This is a genomic window from Pseudomonas sp. Lb2C2, assembly GCF_052112205.1.
GTDB classification, from domain to species: Bacteria; Pseudomonadota; Gammaproteobacteria; order Pseudomonadales; family Pseudomonadaceae; genus Aquipseudomonas; species Aquipseudomonas kilonensis.
Genome location: NZ_JAUTYW010000003.1, coordinates 19847 through 40357, shown reverse-complemented (window position 1 = coordinate 40357; position 20511 = coordinate 19847). Strand labels below are relative to the sequence as shown.

General features: G+C 61.4%; 19 protein-coding genes. 13 read left to right on the top strand and 6 right to left on the bottom strand.

Translation table 11 applies throughout. The annotated features are described in order from the left end of the window. Positions 1–140: 140 nt before the first annotated feature. The 8 genes from Q7F16_RS08520 (at position 141) to Q7F16_RS08485 (ending at position 10893) form a co-directional block, all read left to right on the top strand. A complete protein-coding gene (locus tag Q7F16_RS08520; protein ID WP_014335887.1) occupies positions 141–1439 on the top strand; it encodes an MFS transporter in 1299 nt (432 codons plus the stop codon). Between the two features lie 239 nt (positions 1440–1678). Beyond that, positions 1679–2680 (top strand): phosphate ABC transporter substrate-binding protein PstS, encoded by a 1002-nt coding sequence (locus Q7F16_RS08515; protein WP_057449233.1) that lies wholly within the window; start codon positions 1679–1681, stop codon positions 2678–2680. 405 nt (positions 2681–3085) lie between these two features. After that, positions 3086–5119 (top strand): ABC transporter permease subunit, encoded by a 2034-nt coding sequence (locus tag Q7F16_RS08510; protein ID WP_172898870.1) that lies wholly within the window; start codon positions 3086–3088, stop codon positions 5117–5119. A gap of 15 nt (positions 5120–5134) precedes the next feature. Then, positions 5135–6805: a phosphate ABC transporter permease PstA gene (gene pstA / locus Q7F16_RS08505; protein ID WP_095974480.1), complete on the top strand. Its 1671-nt coding sequence runs from the start codon at positions 5135–5137 to the stop codon at positions 6803–6805. A gap of 157 nt (positions 6806–6962) precedes the next feature. After that, positions 6963–7796 (top strand): phosphate ABC transporter ATP-binding protein PstB, encoded by an 834-nt coding sequence (gene pstB / locus Q7F16_RS08500; RefSeq protein ID WP_014335891.1) that lies wholly within the window; start codon positions 6963–6965, stop codon positions 7794–7796. A 97-nt stretch (positions 7797–7893) separates the two neighbouring features. Continuing rightward, on the top strand, positions 7894–8655 hold the full coding sequence (phoU, locus tag Q7F16_RS08495) for a phosphate signaling complex protein PhoU (protein WP_409555626.1): 762 nt from the start codon (positions 7894–7896) through the stop codon (positions 8653–8655). Between the two features lie 167 nt (positions 8656–8822). After that, entirely contained in the window at positions 8823–9773 is a 951-nt protein-coding gene (locus Q7F16_RS08490; RefSeq protein WP_095962710.1) for a response regulator, read from the top strand. A gap of 223 nt (positions 9774–9996) precedes the next feature. Beyond that, positions 9997–10893 (top strand): peptidoglycan DD-metalloendopeptidase family protein, encoded by an 897-nt coding sequence (locus Q7F16_RS08485; RefSeq protein WP_409555625.1) that lies wholly within the window; start codon positions 9997–9999, stop codon positions 10891–10893. Positions 10894–11058: 165 nt separating this feature from the next. Here Q7F16_RS08485 and Q7F16_RS08480 read toward each other — a convergent pair whose 3' ends face one another. The 3 genes from Q7F16_RS08480 to phoB all read right to left on the bottom strand — a co-directional run bounded on the left by Q7F16_RS08480 (position 11059) and on the right by phoB (position 14570). Beyond that, positions 11059–12399, bottom strand: a complete 1341-nt coding sequence (locus tag Q7F16_RS08480; protein ID WP_409555624.1) for a hemolysin family protein — start codon at positions 12397–12399, stop codon at positions 11059–11061. 113 nt (positions 12400–12512) lie between these two features. Further along, positions 12513–13799: a phosphate regulon sensor histidine kinase PhoR gene (phoR, locus tag Q7F16_RS08475; protein WP_189664562.1), complete on the bottom strand. Its 1287-nt coding sequence runs from the start codon at positions 13797–13799 to the stop codon at positions 12513–12515. Positions 13800–13880: 81 nt separating this feature from the next. Then, the gene (gene phoB / locus Q7F16_RS08470; protein WP_003177195.1) at positions 13881–14570 is read right to left on the bottom strand and encodes a phosphate regulon transcriptional regulator PhoB; all 690 of its coding nucleotides are present in this window, start codon (positions 14568–14570) and stop codon (positions 13881–13883) included. Between the two features lie 152 nt (positions 14571–14722). Between phoB and Q7F16_RS08465 the strand changes: the two genes are divergently transcribed. Then, complete coding sequence (locus tag Q7F16_RS08465; protein WP_095974481.1) at positions 14723–15106, top strand: COG4315 family predicted lipoprotein; 384 nt, start codon at positions 14723–14725, stop codon at positions 15104–15106. A 159-nt stretch (positions 15107–15265) separates the two neighbouring features. Here Q7F16_RS08465 and ubiA read toward each other — a convergent pair whose 3' ends face one another. Together ubiA and Q7F16_RS08455 are read right to left on the bottom strand one after the other, a co-directional pair. Continuing rightward, positions 15266–16156, bottom strand: a complete 891-nt coding sequence (ubiA, locus tag Q7F16_RS08460; RefSeq protein ID WP_014335898.1) for a 4-hydroxybenzoate octaprenyltransferase — start codon at positions 16154–16156, stop codon at positions 15266–15268. Then, positions 16156–16719: a chorismate--pyruvate lyase family protein gene (locus Q7F16_RS08455; protein WP_046064726.1), complete on the bottom strand. Its 564-nt coding sequence runs from the start codon at positions 16717–16719 to the stop codon at positions 16156–16158. The genes ubiA and Q7F16_RS08455 overlap by 1 nt, the downstream gene beginning before the upstream one ends. A 196-nt stretch (positions 16720–16915) precedes the next feature. On the opposite strand from Q7F16_RS08455, the gene Q7F16_RS08450 reads away from it, so the two are divergent. From Q7F16_RS08450 to Q7F16_RS08440, 3 genes are all read left to right on the top strand, one after another. Then, positions 16916–17083 (top strand): rubredoxin, encoded by a 168-nt coding sequence (locus Q7F16_RS08450; protein WP_003177199.1) that lies wholly within the window; start codon positions 16916–16918, stop codon positions 17081–17083. A 38-nt stretch (positions 17084–17121) separates the two neighbouring features. Beyond that, entirely contained in the window at positions 17122–18270 is a 1149-nt protein-coding gene (locus Q7F16_RS08445; RefSeq protein WP_409555623.1) for an NAD(P)/FAD-dependent oxidoreductase, read from the top strand. Between the two features lie 191 nt (positions 18271–18461). Continuing rightward, the gene (locus Q7F16_RS08440; protein WP_003177201.1) at positions 18462–18737 is read left to right on the top strand and encodes an HU family DNA-binding protein; all 276 of its coding nucleotides are present in this window, start codon (positions 18462–18464) and stop codon (positions 18735–18737) included. A gap of 181 nt (positions 18738–18918) precedes the next feature. On the opposite strand, the gene Q7F16_RS08435 is transcribed toward Q7F16_RS08440, so the two are convergent. Next, on the bottom strand, positions 18919–20010 hold the full coding sequence (locus Q7F16_RS08435; RefSeq protein WP_409555622.1) for an aminopeptidase: 1092 nt from the start codon (positions 20008–20010) through the stop codon (positions 18919–18921). A 58-nt stretch (positions 20011–20068) separates the two neighbouring features. On the opposite strand from Q7F16_RS08435, the gene Q7F16_RS08430 reads away from it, so the two are divergent. Next, a complete protein-coding gene (locus Q7F16_RS08430) occupies positions 20069–20482 on the top strand; it encodes a PA0061/PA0062 family lipoprotein (RefSeq protein ID WP_046064711.1) in 414 nt (137 codons plus the stop codon). Positions 20483–20511: the final 29 nt, after the last annotated feature.

The following is a 20511-nucleotide window of genomic DNA, read 5'->3' as shown; positions in this document are numbered from 1 at the left end:
GACCACTCGGTTCTGATTTTGACTATCAAATACGCACCTCTATGTGCTTTTTCGAACAATTTGCTATCGTGCCGGACCTGCCCAGGCCCCCAACCCGTGTTAATAGGGTTGCAGAACCAACTATAAGAGAAGTCCTTGCCATGACCACTGCGCCTTCGAGCACGGCGACGCCCGCACAACCGGCACGTCCACTGACCCGCAACGATTACAAGACCCTGTCGCTTTCTGCTTTGGGCGGTGCGCTGGAGTTCTACGATTTCATCATTTTCGTGTTCTTTGCCACCGTGGTCGGCAAATTGTTCTTCCCTGCCGAAATGCCCGAGTGGCTGCGCTTGATGCAGACCTTCGGCATTTTTGCCGCCGGTTACCTGGCCCGGCCGCTGGGCGGGATCGTCATGGCCCATTTCGGCGACCTGCTGGGGCGCAAGAAGATGTTCACCCTGAGCATTTTCATGATGGCCGTGCCGACCCTGATCATGGGGCTGCTGCCCACTTATGCGCAGATCGGCATGTGGGCGCCTATCCTGCTGTTGCTGATGCGGGTGATCCAGGGCGCGGCCATCGGCGGGGAAGTGCCGGGTGCCTGGGTATTCGTTTCCGAACACGTTCCGGCGCGCCACATCGGCTATGCCTGCGGCACGCTGACCTGCGGCCTGACGGCGGGAATTTTGTTGGGTTCGCTGGTCGCCACGGCGATCAACAGCATTTATACACCGGTGGAAGTGGCCGATTACGCCTGGCGGATCCCGTTCCTGCTGGGTGGCGTGTTCGGGCTGTTTTCGGTGTATCTGCGCCGCTGGTTGCACGAAACTCCAGTGTTCGCCGAGCTGCAACTGCGCAAGGCCCTGGCCGAGGAAGTGCCGCTGCGGGCCGTGCTGCGTGATCATCGCGGCGCCATCGCCATTTCCATGCTGTTGACCTGGCTGCTGTCGGCCGGCGTCATTGTGGTCATCCTGATGACACCGACCGTGCTGCAGACGGTGTACCACTTCAGTCCGACCATCGCGTTGCAGGCCAACAGCCTGGCGATCGTGTTCCTGAGTTTCGGTTGCATCGGTGCGGGTGTGCTGGCCGACCGTTTTGGCGCCGGCCGGGTGTTTGTCTTCGGCAGCGGTTTGCTGTTGATCACCTTCTGGACCTTCTACCACTGCCTGTTCGATCACCCCGAGTGGCTGTTCCCGCTGTATGCCTTGAGTGGCTTGCTGGTGGGCACCATCGGCGCGGTGCCCTATGTGATGGTCAATGCCTTCCCGGCCGTGGTGCGCTTCAGCGGCTTGTCGTTCTCCTACAACCTGGCCTATGCAATTTTCGGCGGATTGACGCCGATGATCGTGACCCTGCTGTTGAAAGAGAGCTCCATGGGGCCGGCGTATTACGTGGCGGCCATTTGCGGGATCGGGATTGTGGTGGGCGGGTATCTCTGGAAGAAGGGGCGCTAGGTCCGAATCTTTCACTGACTGCACTGGCCTCATCGCGAGCAAGCTCGCTCCCACAAGGGTTCTGCGTTCACCGCAAAGCCCCTGTGGGAGCGAGCTTGCTCGCGATTGGGGCTGCATGAATCATCTTGTAAAACTCGATACTGGCCTTTCATCCAATTGTCATATTTCAGCCATAGAGTGTTCACACGGCTTACCGATACTTGGCCGACTTAACACACCCTATCTGCTAGGAGTAAGGCATGAAACTGAAGCGTTTGATGGCGGCAATGACGTTTGTCGCTGCTGGCGTTGCGACTGCCAGCGCGGTTGCCGCTGGTGTTGACCCGGCAATTCCGTCTTACACCAAGACCACTGGTGTATCGGGCAACCTGTCCAGCGTCGGCTCCGATACCCTGGCTAACCTGATGACCTTGTGGGCCGAGAACTACAAGAAAGAATACCCGAACGTAAACATCCAGATTCAGGCTGCCGGTTCTTCCACCGCGCCACCCGCGCTCACCGAAGGCACCTCCAACCTGGGCCCGATGAGCCGCAAGATGAAGGACAACGAGCTGCAGGCTTTCGAAACCAAATACGGTTACAAGCCTACCGCCATCCCGGTTGCCGTGGACGCCCTGGCGGTATTCGTACACAAGGACAACCCGATCAAAGGCCTGACCATGGCTCAGGTTGATGCGATTTTCTCCTCCACTCGTCTGTGCGGCGCCAAGGCCGACGTCAAGACCTGGGGCGACCTGGGCGTGACCGGTGACCTGGCCAACAAGCCAGTCCAGTTGTTCGGTCGTAACTCGGTGTCCGGCACCTACGGCTACTTCAAAGAAGAAGCCCTGTGCAAAGGCGACTACAAGTCCAACGTCAATGAACAGCCTGGCTCGGCCTCGGTTGTACAGTCGATCAGCAGCTCGCTCAACGGCGTTGGCTACTCGGGTATCGGCTACAAGACCGCCAGCGTGAAAACCGTTGCCCTGGCCAAGAAAGAAGGCGGCGAGTTCATCGAAGACAGCGAAGAAAACGCCCTGAACGGCAAGTACCCGCTGTCGCGCTTCCTCTACGTTTACGTCAACAAGGCACCGAACAAGCCTCTGGCCCCGCTGGAAGCCGAGTTCGTGAAGCTGATCCTGTCCAAGCAAGGCCAGGAAGTCGTGGTCAAGGACGGCTACATCCCGTTGCCAGCCAAAGTGGCCGCCAAGGCACTGGCTGACCTGGGTCTGCAAGAAGGCGGCAGCGTCGCCAAGAAGTAATACCTGAGTCCGGGCCTAGGCCCGGACTCCTGTGGGAGTGAAGGTTGCTCCCACAACCCAAATTCCTGTCCGCTGCCGCTTTCTGCCGGCGGCGGATTTGTTGCGTCACTGCATTGTCATCTTTCTGTCATACAGGATCGCTAGGGTGTGCGCATGAATGATCTGGCCAATTCCACAATGACTACGACTTCCCCTCCCAAGCGCATTGACTTCAATACGCCTGAGCTGCAACGCAAGCGCCGCATTCGCGCGCTCAAGGATCGCCTGACCCGCTGGTACGTGCTGGTCGGCGGCCTCGCCGTCCTCGCCGCCATTACGTTGATCTTCTTCTTCCTGGCCTACGTCGTGCTGCCCCTGTTCCAGGGCGCGGACCTGACGGCCAAGGACTCGATCACTCCGGCCTGGATGCAAGACGCCGGCAAACCGCTGATGATCGCCATCGAAGAACAGAACCAAGTGGCCATGCGGGTTTCCGACAAGGGCCAGGCGCTGTTCTACGACCTCGACAGCGGTGCCGAACTGCGCCGCGTCGACCTGCCGATTCCGGCTGGCGCCAGCGTGACTGCCATTGGCGAAGACCAGCCCGGCAGCCCATTGGTGGCGATCGGTCTGTCCAACGGCCAGGCCTTGGTATTCCGTCACACCTATAAGGTCAGCTACCCCGACGGCAAGAAAATCATCTCGCCCGCCGTCGAATATCCTTACGGCGAGACGCCGATCGCGTTGAACGAACAGGGCATGGCCCTGGAACATGTCAGCCTCAACGCCACCGATTCGACCCTGCTGCTGGCCGGTTCCAGCGGTGCCCAACTGCAAGTGCTGTCGCTCACCAGCGAAGAAAACATGATGACCGGTGAGGTCACCAGCGAGCAGACGCGCATCGACCTGCCACAAATGACTGAGCCGGTGAAGAACATTTTCGTCGACCCGCGCCAGCAATGGCTGTATGTGATCAACGGACGTGCCCAGGCCGATGTGTTCAGCCTGCGGGACAAGAGCCTCAATGGCCGCTACAAACTGCTCGAGAACGCCGACGCCCAAGTCACCGCCGCCACCCAGCTGGTGGGCGGGATCTCGCTGATCGTCGGCGACTCCAAGGGCGGCCTGGCCCAGTGGTTCATGGCCCGCGATCCGGACGGCGAGTTGCGCTTCAAACAGATTCGTACCTTCCAGATGGGCAGCACGCCCATCGTCGAGATCAGCGCCGAAGAACGTCGCAAAGGCTTTGTTGCGCTCGACGCCGCCGGCAAGCTGGGCGTGTTCCACAGCACCGCCCACCGTACTCTGCTGGTGGACCAGGTGGTCGACGGCCAGGGCCTGTTCGGCATGTCGCCACGGGCCAACCGCCTGATCGTTGAACAGGGCGGCAAGCTGCAACCGTTGACGCTGGACAATCCGCACCCGGAAGTGTCGTGGAGCGCGTTGTGGAGCAAGGTCTGGTACGAAAACTACGACGAACCCAAGTACGTCTGGCAATCGACCGCCGCCAACACCGACTTCGAACCCAAGATGAGCCTTTCGCCGCTGACCTTCGGCACCCTGAAAGCGGCGTTCTACGCGATGTTGCTGGCTGCGCCGCTGGCCATTGCCGCCGCGATCTACACCGCCTACTTCATGGCCCCGGGCATGCGCCGCAAGGTCAAGCCGGTGATCGAGCTGATGGAAGCGATGCCGACGGTGATCCTCGGGTTCTTCGCCGGCCTGTTCCTGGCGCCGTACGTCGAAGGGCACCTGCCGGGTATTTTCAGCCTGCTGATGTTGCTGCCAATTGGCATCCTGGTCGCCGGTTTCGTCTTCAGCCGGCTGCCGGAATCCATTCGCCTGAGAGTGCCGGATGGCTGGGAAAGCGCCCTGCTGATCCCGGTGATCCTGTTCGTGGGCTGGCTCTCGCTGTACATGAGCCCGTACATGGAAGCGTGGTTCTTCGGCGGCGACATGCGCATGTGGATCTCCCATGACCTGGGCATCACCTACGACCAGCGCAACGCCCTGGTGGTCGGTCTGGCGATGGGCTTCGCGGTGATCCCGAACATCTATTCCATCGCCGAAGACGCCGTGTTCAGCGTGCCGCGCGGCTTGACCCTGGGTTCCCTGGCCCTCGGTGCCACGCCGTGGCAGACCATGACCCGCGTGGTGATCCTCACCGCCAGCCCCGGCATCTTCTCGGCGCTGATGATCGGCATGGGCCGTGCGGTGGGCGAGACCATGATCGTGCTGATGGCCACCGGTAACACGCCGGTCATGGAAATGAACCTGTTCGAAGGCTTGCGCACCCTGGCGGCCAACGTGGCGGTGGAGATGCCTGAGTCGGAAGTCGGCGGCAGCCATTACCGCGTGCTGTTCCTGTCGGCCCTGGTGCTGCTGTTGTTCACCTTCGTCATGAACACCCTCGCCGAGCTGATCCGTCAGCGTCTGCGCAAGAAATATTCGTCGCTTTAAGAAAGGTAGAAGTCTGTGAAACAGAACTCCCTGAAAGGATGGTTCAAGAGCGGCGCCCCCGGCGTCTGGATCAGCGGCGGCGCGGTGTCCATCGCGGTCATCATGACCATTGGCCTGCTGGCGGTGATCGCCGTACGCGGCCTGGGTCACTTCTGGCCGGCGGACCTGATCCACGCCAGCTACAACGTGCCGGGCATGCCTGCGCACCTGGTGGTCGGCGAAGTCGTGCAGAAGGAACAAGTGCCTCGTGAGCGCCTGAAAAGCGCTGGCCTGCCGGTGCCTGACGAAGGCCCCGAGTTCATGACCCGCGAACTGATCAAGGTTGGCAACCGGGACCTGAACGGCACCGACTTCACCTGGATCGTCGGCGACTGGCTGACCAACCAGACCACGCCGCCGGAGCTGATGGCCATCGAGCGTCGTGAGTGGGGCAACTTCTACGGCTACCTGGTCAACGTCAAGGAAGACGGCAAGGTCATCGCCGAAGGCGAGGCCGCCTGGCCGCAACTGCAGGCTCGCGTAGAGCGCGTCAACCAGTTGGCCTCCGAGCTCAAGACCCTGGAAAAAGTCGACATCGGTGCAATCAACGCCGGCCTGGAACGCATCCGTCTGCACGGTCGCAAACTGGAACTGGACGGCAAGCTCGACGCTTCTGCCCAGGCGGACCTGGAAAGCGAGCGCGCCGAGCTCAATGCCCGCTACAAGGACATCGAAGCGCGCCTGGCCGACCTGCATGCGCAGTTCAACCGCGACAGCCTGACCGCCCGCGATGCCAACGGCAAGGAAGTGGAAATCGAAATCGGCAAAGTGGTGCACGCCTACCAGCCAAACGGCATGGGGACGTTCACCAAGATGGGTTTCTACGTCAGCAAGGTCTGGGAATTCCTCAGCGACGACCCGCGTGAAGCCAACACTGAAGGTGGCATCTTCCCGGCGATTTTCGGCACTGTGATGATGACCCTGATCATGGCGATGATCGTGACGCCGTTCGGCGTGCTGGCGGCGGTCTACCTGCGTGAATACGCCCGCCAAGGCCCGATGACCCGCCTGATCCGCATCGCGGTGAACAACCTGGCGGGTGTTCCGGCCATCGTCTACGGTGTGTTTGGCCTGGGCTTCTTCGTCTACGTGCTGGGTGGTTCGGTCGACCGCCTGTTCTTCCCCGAGGCCTTGCCGGCGCCGACCTTCGGCACCCCGGGCCTGCTCTGGGCATCCCTGACCCTGGCACTGCTGGCGGTGCCGGTGGTGATCGTGGCCACCGAGGAAGGCCTGGCGCGGATCCCGCGGACGGTGCGTGAAGGCTCCCTGGCCCTCGGTGCGACCAAGGCCGAGACCCTGTGGAAAATCGTCCTGCCCATGGCGAGCCCGGCGATGATGACCGGCATGATCCTCGCTGTGGCCCGTGCTGCCGGTGAAGTGGCGCCGTTGATGTTGGTGGGCGTGGTGAAACTGGCGCCGTCGCTACCGCTGGATGGCAACTACCCGTACCTGCACCTGGACCAGAAGATCATGCACCTGGGCTTCCATATCTATGACGTGGGCTTCCAGAGCCCGAACGTCGAAGCGGCGCGACCGCTGGTGTACGCCACGGCACTGCTGCTGGTGCTGGTGATCGCCACGCTCAACCTGTCGGCGGTGTGGATCCGTAACCACCTGCGCGAGAAGTACAAGGCACTGGATAGTTGATTTTCATGTGGGAGCGGGCTTGCTCGCGAAGCTTCTGGCGGCCTCAAGGGCCCCTTCGCGAGCAAGCTCGCTCCCACACTGATCGGCGTTCACCGAAATTTTATGGGGCCGCCACAAAGGCGTTCCGAACCGAATTTGTTAGCACAGGGAGCCTCCCATGCAACACGAAGCACATACACACGGCATCAACATGTCGGCCCTGGGCCGCGACAAGCAGAGCCTGGACCTGGCTCAGGAAACCGTCGCCATCGAAGTGCCCGGCCTGAACCTGTTCTACGGCGACAAGCAGGCGCTGTATGACGTCAGCCTGAATATCCCGAAACAGCGCGTCACCGCGTTCATCGGCCCGTCGGGCTGCGGCAAATCAACCTTGCTGCGTACCTTCAACCGCATGAACGACCTGGTGGACGGCTGCCGTGTCGAAGGGGAAATCAACCTCTACGGCAACAACATCTACCGCAAGGGCGAAGACGTGGCCGAGTTGCGTCGTCGCGTGGGCATGGTGTTCCAGAAGCCCAACCCGTTCCCGAAAACCATCTACGAGAACGTGGTCTACGGCTTGCGCATCCAAGGCATCAACAAGAAGCGCATCCTCGACGAAGCCGTGGAATGGGCCCTCAAGGGCGCGGCGCTGTGGGATGAGGTCAAGGACCGTCTGCATGAGTCGGCCCTCGGTCTGTCCGGCGGTCAGCAGCAGCGTCTGGTGATCGCCCGCACCATCGCCGTGGAGCCGGAAGTGCTGCTGCTCGACGAACCTTGCTCGGCCCTGGATCCGATCTCGACGCTGAAAGTCGAAGAACTGATCTACGAGCTCAAGTCCAAGTTCACCATCGTCATCGTGACCCACAACATGCAACAGGCGGCGCGGGTTTCCGACTACACGGCGTTCATGTACATGGGCAAACTGGTGGAATTCGGCGATACCGATACCCTGTTCACCAATCCGGCCAAGAAACAGACCGAGGACTACATCACCGGTCGTTACGGCTAGTCGAGGCTGCTGCATAGCCGCACTGCGCTATCAGGATCAACATTTAACTGCTTGAAGCTTGCAGCTTGAAGCTTGCAACTTTCGCGGAGCGAACAAGATGATTTCGAAGGAAGGCCTTACTCACCACATTTCCGCACAGTTCAACGCTGAGCTTGAGGAAGTGCGCAGTCACTTGCTGGCCATGGGCGGGCTGGTGGAAAAGCAGGTCAACGATGCGGTGACCGCGCTGATCGAGGCCGACTCCGGCCTGGCCCAGCAGGTGCGCGAAATCGATGACCAGATCAACCATATGGAGCGCAACATCGACGAGGAGTGCCTGCGTATCCTGGCCCGTCGACAGCCGGCGGCTTCTGACCTGCGCCTGATCATCAGCATCTCCAAGTCGGTGATCGATCTTGAGCGGATCGGCGACGAAGCCACCAAGATCGCCCGTCGTGCCATTCAGTTGTGCGAAGAAGGCGAGGCGCCGCGCGGTTACGTCGAGGTTCGCCACATTGGCGACCAGGTGCGCAACATGGTCCGCGATGCACTGGACGCCTTTGCCCGCTTCGACGCCGACCTGGCACTGTCGGTGGCCCAGTACGACAAGATCATCGACCGCGAATACAAGACCGCCCTGCGCGAGCTGGCGACCTACATGATGGAAGACCCGCGCTCCATCTCCCGAGTGTTGAGCATCATCTGGGTGCTGCGTTCTCTGGAGCGTATCGGCGATCATGCGCGCAACATCTCGGAACTTGTCATCTATCTGGTGCGCGGCACCGATGTGCGGCATCTGGGGCTCAAGCGCATGAAGGAAGAAGTTGAGGGCACCCCGTCCGAAACTGCTAATGTTCCGGGCGAAACTGACGATAAGTAAGATTGCCAAGAAAAGCGCCCGGCCTTCTGGTCGGGCTTTTTTTTGGGTTTTTTTTAATCGAAAGCAGCACCCCGCGAACGAAAAGTCCCGGCGTGACTGAAGGTTTTTGGCAATGTGCCATCAGTAAAAGCGGTATGCTTGCCGGGATTTTTTAGAGGTGTATCTGGATGAGTAAGGTCAGTGTGTTGGTCGTGGACGATGCTTCGTTCATTCGTGACCTGGTGAAGAAGTGCCTGCGCAACTACTTCCCGGGCGTGCGCATCGAAGACGCGGTGAACGGCAAAAAAGCCCAGGCCCTGCTGGCTCGCGAAGCGTTCGACCTGGTGCTGTGCGATTGGGAAATGCCGGAAATGTCCGGCCTGGAACTGCTGACCTGGTGCCGCCAGCAGGACAACCTCAAGGGCATGCCGTTCGTGATGGTCACCAGCCGCGGCGACAAGGAAAACGTGGTCCAGGCGATCCAGGCCGGCGTCTCCGGTTATGTCAGCAAGCCGTTCACCAACGAGCAGCTACTGACCAAGGTCAAGCAAGCCCTGCATAAGGTCGGCAAGCTCGACACGCTGATGAACAGTGCCCCGACCAAGATGAACTCGGCGTTCGGCAATGACTCCCTAAGCGCCCTGACGGGCGGCAAGGCTGCGGTGGCGGCGGTCGCTTCGGCGCCTGTGGCGAATCCTTTTGCCAAGCCGGCTGCCGCCCCCGCCCCCGCCGCTGCTGCCCCGGCCCGTGGCCTGCTCAACAGTCCACCCGTCAAGGCACCGGTAGCCGCCGCTTCGACGACCAACCGTGGCCAAGGCCAGTTGCGCCTGTCCAGTGGCACCCAGCAATGCGTGATCAAGGCCCTGAGCCTCAAGGAAGCGCTGCTGGTGGTCAAGCGCAGCGAGACCCTGCCACAAGTGCTCGAAAGCGCAGTGCTGGACATGGAGCAGGGCGACAACGCCGAAACCGCTCGTCTCAACGGCTACCTGCACGCCATCGTCGCCCATGAGCAGACGCCTGACAGCGAGTGGCTGCAATTGACGTTCCGCTTCGTCGACAAAGACCCGCAGAAACTCGACTACATCTCCCGCCTGATCGCCCGCGGCACCGCGCAGAAGCACTTCGTACCTGGCGCCTGATTCGGCGGCGCCCTTGAGTCCGCTATCGCGAGCAAGCTCGCTCCCACACTCGATCCAGTGAACACTGAAGATCCCTGTGGGAGCGAGCCTGCTCGCGATGGGGGCGTCAGTCTCGACACAGCACGATCTGCCCACCTATTTTGAAACATCCGTCGACTACGCTGGTCCATCCCAGCTGCTAGGCTGCTGTGCAGGCCTTCATTTTTCGACAGAACCCTTACCCATGCTCGCACCCCTGCTGTTTGCCTGTGGTCTTGTCCTGGCCTCCACCTCGGCCGTGGCCATGACGATCTACAAATCCACCGATGCCAATGGCGTGGTGTCCTATAGCGACCGCCCCAGCAAGGGCGCCCAGGTGTTCGTGTTCCGCGACCGCATGGTCGAGCGCCTGGAGCGGCAGGTATTCCTCGATATCAAGAAACAGAACGGCGCGGATGCGGTGTTCGTGCGCAACGATTTGTATGCGCCGGTGGAGATCGAGTTGAGTTTTGCCGGGCTGCGCAACGTCAGCGGGGCGCCGAGCCGGCCGATTCGTCGGGTACTGCCGGCACGCAGCAACCTGCGCCTGGCGCTGCTCACTGCCACTCGGCCCGGCAGGCCGCTGGTGTATACCCCAAGGTTCGAATACTCCCTGGGCGACCCCGCCGGCGCGGCACAGGCCTATCAGTACCCGTTGCCGTGGCGTGGCGGGCCGTTCCGGCTGAGCCAGGGCGCCAACGGCCAGTACAGCCATTACGGCCCGAAGAACCGCTACGCCATGGATATTGCCATGCCAGTGGGCACGCCGATCATCGCGGCGCGGGGTGGCGTGGTCATCAAGACCGAAAACGAGCAGACCGGCCGTGGGGACGACCCTTCGGGCAACTTCGTGCGGGTGCTGCACGATGACGGGACCATGGGCGTCTACCTGCACTTGCAGAAAGGCTCGGTGAGCGTACGGGAAGGGCAGCGAGTCGGGGTGGGCACGCCGTTGGCGTTGTCGGGCAATACCGGCAACAGCTCAGGCCCGCACCTGCACTTCGTGGTGCAGCGCAATACCGGCCTGGGGCTGGTGTCGATTCCCTACCAGTTCAATCAACCGGTGGGCGACTTGCCCAACTTTGCGGTGGGCAAGCAATAGCTTCTGCAGATGCGAAGGCGCTTTTTGTGGTGGAGGGATTCATCTGTGGGAGCAAGGCTTGCCCGCGACGAGGGCGACGCGGTCTTCCAGAAACTGAGTTGCCTGTATCGCGAGCAAGCTTTGCTCCCACAGTTTTGCCACCGGCTTGCCAGAGCAGGTTGACACTCAATCGAGCATCAACACCTTCGCCAGAATGATCTTCGGCCCTTTCATCTTCTTGATGATGATCCGCAGGCCTTCGACTTCCAGCACTTCTTCCTCTTCCGGTACGCGCTTGAGGGTTTCATAGACCAGCCCGGCCAGGGTTTCGGCTTCGATGTGGTCCAGGTCGATCCCCAGCAGGCGCTCGACCTTGAACAATGGCGTGTCGCCGCGTACCAGCAGCTTGCCCGGCTGGTAGGCCAGGATGCCGCGTTCGGCCTTGCGGTGTTCGTCCTGGATGTCGCCCACCAGCACTTCCAGCACGTCTTCCATGGTCAGGTAGCCGATGATGTTGCCGTCGGCTTCCTCGACCAGGGCGAAGTGCGAGCCGCCCTTGCGGAACTGCTCCAGCAATTGCGACAGCGGCATGTGCCGCGACACGCGCTCCAGCGGCCGGGTCAGTTCGGCCAGGTTGAACGACTCGGGAATGTGATCCAGGGCCGCCAGCTCCAGCAGCAGGTCCTTGATGTGCAGCAGGCCGACGAACTCCTGGCGTTCGCTGTCATACACCGGATAACGGCTGAACTTGTGGCGACGGAACATCGCCAGGATTTCCTTGAGCGGCGCGTTGAACTCCAGCGTCACCAGGTCTTCCCGGGAGTTGGCCCAGTCCACCACTTCCAGCTCGCCCATTTCCACGGCCGAGGCCAGCACGCGCATGCCTTGGTCGCTCGGGTCCTGGCCTCGGCTGGAGTGCAGGATCAGCTTCAGTTCTTCGCGGCTGTAATGGTGTTCGTGATGCGGGCCGGGCTCGCCTTGGCCGGCGATGCGCAAAATGGTGTTGGCGCTGGCGTTGAGCAGGTAGATCGCCGGGTACATGGCCCAGTAGAACAGGTACAGCGGCACGGCGGTCCACAGCGACAGCAGCTCGGGTTTGCGAATGGCCCAGGATTTGGGCGCCAGTTCACCGACCACGATGTGCAGGTACGAAATGATGAAGAACGCGGTGAAGAACGACACGCCCTTGATCACTTCCGGCGACTGTACGCCGACAGCGCCCAGCAGCGGCTCGAGGATGTGGGCGAAGGCCGGCTCACCGACCCAGCCCAGTCCCAGGGACGCCAGGGTGATACCCAACTGGCACGCCGACAGGTAAGCGTCGAGCTGGCTGTGGACGGTGCGCAGGATGTGTCCGCGCCAGCCGTTCTGCTCGGCAATGGCCTCGACCCGGGTCGAACGCAGCTTGACCATGGCGAATTCGGCCGCAACGAAAAAGCCGTTGAGCAAAACCAGGATCAGCGCAAAAAGAATCATGCCGAATTCGGCGAAGAGTGTGACGAGGGACAAGCCAGGGGAAGGGTCCATGATGGGGTTTTGCGGGTTCCGTAAAGTCGTAGGAATTAAAAATGAGCGCCTGAAAAGGCAGGCGCAAGTCAGCCAATGTAGCGGCTGACTCGGCGATTGCCTAGGGGGTGCGTTTAATCAGCGGGGCGGGCGAGGCGTGCGCGAACCACCTGGGCCGGGGCGAAATGGCAGGTAAAGGTGCTGCCATGGCCGGGTACACTGCTGATTTCCATGCGGGCGCGGTGGCGCAGCAGGACGTGTTTGACGATGGCCAGGCCCAGCCCGGTACCCCCGGTATTGGAGTTGCGGCTGGAGTCGACGCGGTAGAAACGTTCGGTCAGGCGCGGCAGGTGCTTGCTGTCGATTCCGATGCCTGAATCGCGCACGCTCAGGTGCGCGCCTTGCTCATCGCCCCACCAGCGCACATGGATCCGGCCTTGCTCCGGCGTGTACTTGACCGCGTTGAACACCAGGTTGGAAAACGCACTGCGCAGTTCCGCCTCGCTGCCTTTGAGCTGCACGGCCGGGTCGGCCTCCAGGGTGATGGTCTGCTGCTTGGGGCCGGACAGTTCCTGCGCATCTTCGACAATGATTTGCAGCAGGTCGTCGATGGGCACTGGCTGGTTGTCCGACGGGTAATCGGTGGCTTCCAGCTTCGCCAGCAGCAACAAGTCGTTGAGCAGGGTCTGCATGCGCCCGCTTTGCTGGTGCATCTGTTGCAAGGCCCGGCTCCAGCGCGGGTTCACCTCCTCGACGTTGTCGAGCAGGGTTTCCAGATAACCACAGATCACCGTCAACGGGGTGCGCAGTTCGTGGGAAACGTTGGCGATGAAGTCCTTGCGCATCTGTTCCAGCTGATGGATGCGCGTGACGTCGCGCACCAGCATCAAGTGCTCATTGTTGCCATAGCGGGTGATGTACAGCTGGATGCGTAGCCGATCATTGGTGGGCGAAGGGATCTCCAGCGGCTCGGCGTAATTGGCCTGCTCGAAATATTCCTTGAAGCGCGGATGACGCACCAGGTTGGTCACCGGCTGGCCGCTGTCCTGTGGCGTCTTGAGGCCCAGCAGGGTCTCGGCGGCGCGGTTCCACCACTCCAGGTTGCCGTCGCTGTCGAGCATGATCACCGCGTCTTTCAGCGCGGCAGTGGACTCCTGGACCCGGTCGATCACCGCCTGCAGGCGCCCGCGAACGCGCTGGTCGCGCCGTTGCAGGTGGTAGATGCTGTCGAACACCTCACCCCACAGGCCATAGCCGTCGGGCGGCGCTTCGTCGGGTTGGTGCAGGCGCAGCCATTCATGCAGGCGCAGCAATTGCTTGAGTGTCCAGGCCAGGTAAAGCCCCAGGCCCGCGGCCAGGCTCCAACCGTAATAACCACTGATCAGGCCGATCAGCAAACAGCCGGTCACCAGCAACAACATGTGGCGAATCAGGGTGCCATGCCAGTTTTGGTTCACGTGACGCGCGTCCTTGTCAGCTTTGTCGGGCGGTAAGGGCTCGGATCAGGCCTTGGTCGAAAAACGATAACCGGTGCCGCGCACGGTTTGTACCAGATTTTCATAGGCATCGCCGAGGGCCTTGCGCAGGCGCCGGATGTGTACGTCCACGGTGCGCTCCTCGACATAGACGTTGCCGCCCCAGACCTGGTCCAGCAGTTGGCCGCGGGTGTAGGCACGTTCCTGGTGAGTCATGAAGAATTGCAACAGGCGGTATTCGGTCGGACCCATTTCGGCGGGTTTGCCGTCGATGGTCACGCGATGGCTGATCGGGTCGAGCAGCAGGCCACCGACTTCGATGGGGGCTTCGCCATCCGTCGGTCCGGCGCGGCGCAGCACGGCCTTCAGGCGCGCCACCAGCTCCCGTGGGGAGAACGGCTTGGTGATGTAGTCGTCGGCGCCGACTTCCAGGCCCTGGATCTTGTTGTCCTCTTCGCCCTTGGCCGTGAGCATGATGATCGGAATATCACCGGTCAGCTCGTCGCGCTTGAGCCGCCGCGCCAGTTCGATACCTGACGTGCCGGGCAGCATCCAGTCCAGCAGGATCAGGTCGGGCTTGCGGTCGACGATGATGGCGTGGGCCTGTTGAGAGTTTTCTGCTTCCATGCAGTCATAGCCGGCCATCTCCAACGCAACGGCGATCATCTCGCGGATGGGCGCCTCGTCGTCGACGATCAGAATGCTCCTGCCAACCATGGGGTAATCCTCTTGTCATTTAACTGTCTTGCGCCGCATTAGATAACGGAATTATTGCAGTCGTGTGACAGTTATTTCGTCGTGCGGCGGTGAAAGGGATCCTGGACTACGCTTTTCAGTCCGAATCCTGACAACTACAAAGGAAGGTTTCCATGAAACAAATGACTGTTTCTTTCAAAGCCCTGCTGATGGCTGCTGCCCTGATGCTGCCTGGATTGGCGATGGCAGCCGATCCTGCGATGGAGAAGGACGGTATGTTCACCGACCATAAGGGCATGACGCTTTACACCTTCGCCAAGGACTCGGCCGGCAAGTCGGCGTGCAATGACAAGTGTGCCGCCAATTGGCCACCGCTGATGGCTGAGGCGGGTGATAAATCCATGGGTGACTGGACCGTGATCAAGCGTGATGATGGCTCAATGCAGTGGGCCTATCAGGGTATGCCGCTGTACACCTTCGTGAGGGACACAAAAGCCGGAGACATGACGGGTGATGGCTTGATGGACGGTGCCTGGAAAGTTGCCAAGCCCGATTGACGAGCCCAGCCAAGATGCTTTTTGTGGCGAGGGAGCTTGCTCCCGCTGGGCTGCGAAGCGGCCCCAAGATTTAGCGGTCGCTGCGCAACCGAGCGGGAGCAAGCTCCCTCGCCACAGAGGTTTTCATGACCCAAGGTGTACTGCAGCAGGGACAGCGGATCAACGCAACGCGTAATCCAGCACAATCCCCACGAAAATCGCCAACCCGGCCCAATGGTTGTGCAGGAATGCCTGGAAACAGCGCATCCGATCCCGGCCACGTGTGTACCAGAACTCCCAGGCGAAGCATGCGGCAGCGGCCACCAGCCCCAGGTGGAACCAGCCGCCGAGTTGGAATTTCGACCCGGCCAGCAGCAGGCAGCCCAAGGCCAGGCCTTGCAGCGTCAGGATGATCACCCGGTCGGCATCGCCAAACAGGATCGCCGTGGACTTCACGCCAATGCGCAGGTCATCGTCCCGGTCGGTCATCGCGTAATAGGTGTCGTAGCCCACCGTCCACAGCAGGTTGGCGATGTACAGCAACCAGGCGGCGGCCGGCAGATGACCGGTTTCGGCGGTGAACGCCATCGGCATGCCCCAGGAGAACGCCGCGCCCAGGACCACTTGAGGGTAGTAGGTATAGCGCTTCATGAACGGGTAACTGAACGCCAGCGCCAGGCCACCGAGGGAGAGCAGGATGGTCGGGGCGTTGGTGCACAGCACCAGCAGGAAACTCACGCTCATCAGCACGGCGAAGAACACCAGTGCCTCTTTCGAACTGATCTTGCCGCTCACCAGCGGGCGCTGCTCGGTGCGCTTGACGTGGCCGTCCACCTTGCGGTCGGCCCAGTCATTGATCACACAGCCGCCAGCGCGGGTCAGCACCACGCCGAGGACGAAGATCACCACGTTGGCGATGGACGGCGAGCCTTCACCGGCAATCCACAACGCCCACAACGTCGGCCACAGCAGCAGGTAGATGCCGATGGGCTTGTCCATGCGGGTCAGTTGCACGAAGTCCCAGGCCCGCGGGTTCAGGCGGTTCAAGGATTTGAGCAGTTGCACGTACATCAGCAATTCTCCGAATAGGCGCGGGCGACGGTCCACAAGCGCGGCAGAAAGATTTCCGCCACCAGCACGCTCAACGCACCGCGATCGAAACGTGAACGGCGCCCCCACAGCCCACTGGCGCGCACTTCTTCCGGCAACCCGGCGTCGGGGTAATGGCAGACTTCGATGGCCCGGCGCTGGAACGCCTGGTCGCAAAACAGCAACTCCCCCAGGGAGCGGCTGCCCAGTTCGTCCATCTGCAAGCCGTCACCCTGCAAGGCGCTGCGCGCCGCCACACTGCGGGCGAACACCCAAGGCTGGTCGCGGCCGCGCAGATACACCTCGCGTACCCAGCCCTCGCTGCCCTCGGCCAGGTCCAGGGCGGCGCATTCGTCGGCGCGCAATGGCTGCCAGCCTTCGAACAACGGCGTTACGCTGAAATGGCCGTCCGACAGGCGCGTGAGACGCCGGGTCAGGGAGCCTTCGTCGAACAGCCAATCGAGGACACCCGCATCGGGGCGGGGCGACAGCAGGGGCTGGGGCAGCCATTGGAGTGTAGGAAATATCGAATTTGTATGCGGCACAGAGGTCTTGAATGGCAGCAAATGAGGGCGCGAGCTTACCATGTCGGTCGATGGTTTTGACTGGCTCGGCCTGCCGCCGCGCCGATCATGCTTGCATCTGTCGCAACCGATCAGTACAAAACGCCCTGAGCCGGAAGGGGCTGCTTCATCGGCCCGAGCATACCGGCAAACGCCTGACACCTGAGGAAGTACCTGAATGAAGAAGTGGCAATGTATCGTCTGCGGTCTGATCTACAACGAAGCTGACGGCTGGCCTGACGATGGTATCGCGCCTGGCACTCGCTGGGAGGACGTACCGGCGGACTGGCTCTGCCCGGACTGCGGCGTCGGCAAAATGGATTTCGAGATGATTGAAATCAACTGATCGTTTCCCCTCTGATCGTTTCCCCGCTGGAGAGCAACATGAGTGCACCTGTCGTTATCGTCGGTACTGGGCTGGCCGGTTACAACCTGGCCCGGGAGTTTCGCAAGCTCGACAGCGAAACCCCGTTGCTGCTGATCACCGCGGACGACGGTCGCTCGTATTCCAAGCCGATGCTCTCCACAGGCTTTGGTAAAAACAAGGATGCCGACGGCCTGAGCATGGCCGAACCGGGGGCCATGGCCGAGCAACTCAAGGCCGAAGTACGCACCCACACCCGTATCAGCGGCATCGATCCGGGCCACAAACGGCTGTGGATCGGCGAAGAGGCGGTGAACTACCGCGACCTGATCCTGGCCTGGGGCGCCGAAACCGTGCGCGTGCCGGTGCAGGGCGACGCGGCGGAGCTGATTTTTCCCATCAACGACCTGGAAGACTACGCACGTTTCAGGGCTGCGGCCGCCGGCAAGCGCCGGGTGTTGTTGCTTGGCGCTGGCCTGATTGGTTGCGAGTTCGCCAACGACCTGAGCCTGGGCGGCTACGAAGTGCAACTGGTGGCACCGTGCGAGCAAGTCATGCCGACGCTGTTGCACCCGGCCGCTGCCGCAGCGGTCCTGGCTGGGCTGGAAAGCCTTGGCGCGCGTTTCCACCTGGGCCCGGTACTCAACCGCTTGCAGAAGGTCGCCGACGGGCTGGAGGCGCACCTGTCCGACGGCCAGGTGCTCGCCTGCGACCTGGTGGTCTCGGCCATCGGCCTGCGCCCACGCATCGACCTGGCAGCTGCGGCGGGCCTGGTGGTCAACCGCGGCGTCGTGGTCGACCGCCACCTGAAAACCTCCCACGCCAACATCTACGCCCTGGGCGACTGCGCCGAGGTCGACGGCTTGAACCTGCTGTATGTCATGCCCCTGATGAGCTGTGCCCGCGCCCTGGCCCAGACCCTGGCCGGCAACCCGACTGCCGTCAGCTACGGCGCCATGCCGATTACCGTCAAGACCCCGGTGTGCCCATTGGTGGTGTCGCCACCACCGCGAGGCAGTGAGGGCGTGTGGAGCGTCGAAGGGCAGGGCGCGGACATCAAGGCGCTATGCCGCGACGCTCAAGGCAACCTGCTGGGCTACGCCCTGACAGGCACGGCGGTGATGGAGAAACTGGCACTGAACAAGGAACTTCCACCCCTGCTGGCGTAAATACTGGTCGTTCTGTCGCAAAAACCCTACTTTTGGTCCCACAAAGGTCGCCCGGACACTGGCGCCGTTATCGGCACCGTGCCATCCTCACTCCCGTCTGCCGCAGAGTAGAGCCTGCGGCGCCTTAGGGGCTGTTCCAAAGAGAACGGCACGGACATAACAACAAAAAAACCGTCAAAGGGGCTTCATTCATGCGTAAACCAGAACTCGCCGCCGCCATCGCGGAAAAAGCAGACCTCACCAAAGAACAAGCCAACCGCGTCCTCAACGCCGTCCTCGAAGAAATCACCGGCGCCCTGCACCGCAAGGACAGCGTCACCCTGGTGGGCTTCGGCACTTTCCTGCAACGCCACCGCGGCGCCCGCACTGGCAAAAACCCACAGACCGGTGAGCCGGTGAAGATCAAGGCCAGCAATACCGTTGCCTTCAAACCAGGCAAGTTCTTGAAAGACAGCGTCAACCCGTAATTGCTGCGGAGTACCTCGGCCAGGGGGAAGAAAGCGGCAATCAAAAGGGCATACCGATGAATCGGTATGCCCTTTTTTGTGTGGGTTGCTAGCTGTTTGAGACAGCGATGGCTTGGTGCCCTCGCCACAGGCTGTGGAGATGCAGCACTGTGGGAGCGAGCTTGCTCGCGAAGACGTCCGCCTAGTCAGCAGAAGGCTTGGGCGCTGCCAACGCCTTCAAAGCCACCTTGCGTTCGTCGATCGGCAATTTGCCGAGCTTTTCCACCGCTGCATAAAACGCAACCCAACTACCGCCCTCCCGCTTGAACAGCGCCGCAAACGCCGGCACCCACTGGTCATACAGCCCGAAAGGCAGCAACCGCGCGTTGTTCAGGGGGGCATAGACCCAGGCGTCGTAGCGTTTGTCACCGGCCCATTGAGTGTCGCGCAACTGCTCATAGTCGGTGCGCAGGCGTTGGAATGCCTGTGCCTTGCGTTGGCGCATCTGGTCGGTCGGCAGGGGGTGGGAGTAGAGCTGTTCCAGGCGCTGGCGGGTGTCGAGGATCAATTGGATGAATTGGTCGCGCTGGCGCACCTGCTTGCCATTATCCGGCGCCAGCCCTCGACTGGCGCGCCATTGCCGGGTGCCTTCCTGCTCGACGAAGGTGGCGAAGGACTCATTGAATTCGGTGTCGTCCTTTACATAAAAGCGCTGGTGCGCCAGTTCATGAAAGATCAGCGTCGCCAGGCGTTCGTCGCCCCAATGCATCATCGAACTCAGGATCGGATCATTGAACCAGCCCAGCGTCGAGTAGGCCTCTACACCACCGATCGACACGTCCATGCCCTGCAAACGCTGCAATGCGGCCTCGCCACGGGCGGCACCCTGGCTGTAATAACCGCGATAAGCCACGCAACCGGCAATCGGGAAACAATGATTTAGCGGCGCCAGGGAAAACTCCGGCGTGGCGAAGACATTCCAGACGACGAATGGCCGGCCAATGTCCGCATACAGGCGATAGCTTTGATTGTCCGGCAAGTGCAGGTGAGCGCTGGCGAACGCCCGTGCCTCGCGCGCCTGGGTCAGGTGCGCCTTCAGTTGGGCATCGCGAGCAGGGTCGGCAATGACCTGGTCGATAGGCTCCCGGGCCTGCAACAACCGCAGTTGCCCACCGACGAGCTGGCTGTAGTAACCGGCGCTTGTGCAACCGTTCAGTAACAAAAGCAGGAGGCCTGGAAACAAAATCTGGAAAACGCGGTCGAGTAACCGATGGCTTGAACGCGGCCTGATCAATTGGAATCACCCTGGGAAGTCTGTCTACAAGACTATCTCGCTTGCCTGGAGCTTCGCTATGCGCGTGTTGATGCTGACGAGCGGCCTGTTGCTGCTGACCGGTTGCGCCGGTTTGCCTGATCCTGATCCATCCCAAGCGTGGATCGACCTGGGAAACCAGCAGGACACCGCGCTGCAAGCGCTAAAAGTCGATGACAGGACGTCCACCGATCGGCGCTATTTCGAAGTGCAACCCGGCAGCCATGAACTGACGGTGCGTTATCAATTTGCCGTCGAACCCGGCAACATCGGCCCGGATGCCGAGCCGCTGTGGCGTGATTGCCGGTTGAACGTGAAATTCAAGGACTTCAACGCCGGCCAACGGTACCAGCTGCAGGCCGGCAGCATTGGTTTCCGGCCATGGGCCAAGCTTTACGATCAGCAACGCAAAGTGGTGGGGCAAGGTACGCCGGCGGGCTGCCAACAAACGTGATTGGCGCTATGCTCAGTGCCTGATTTCAG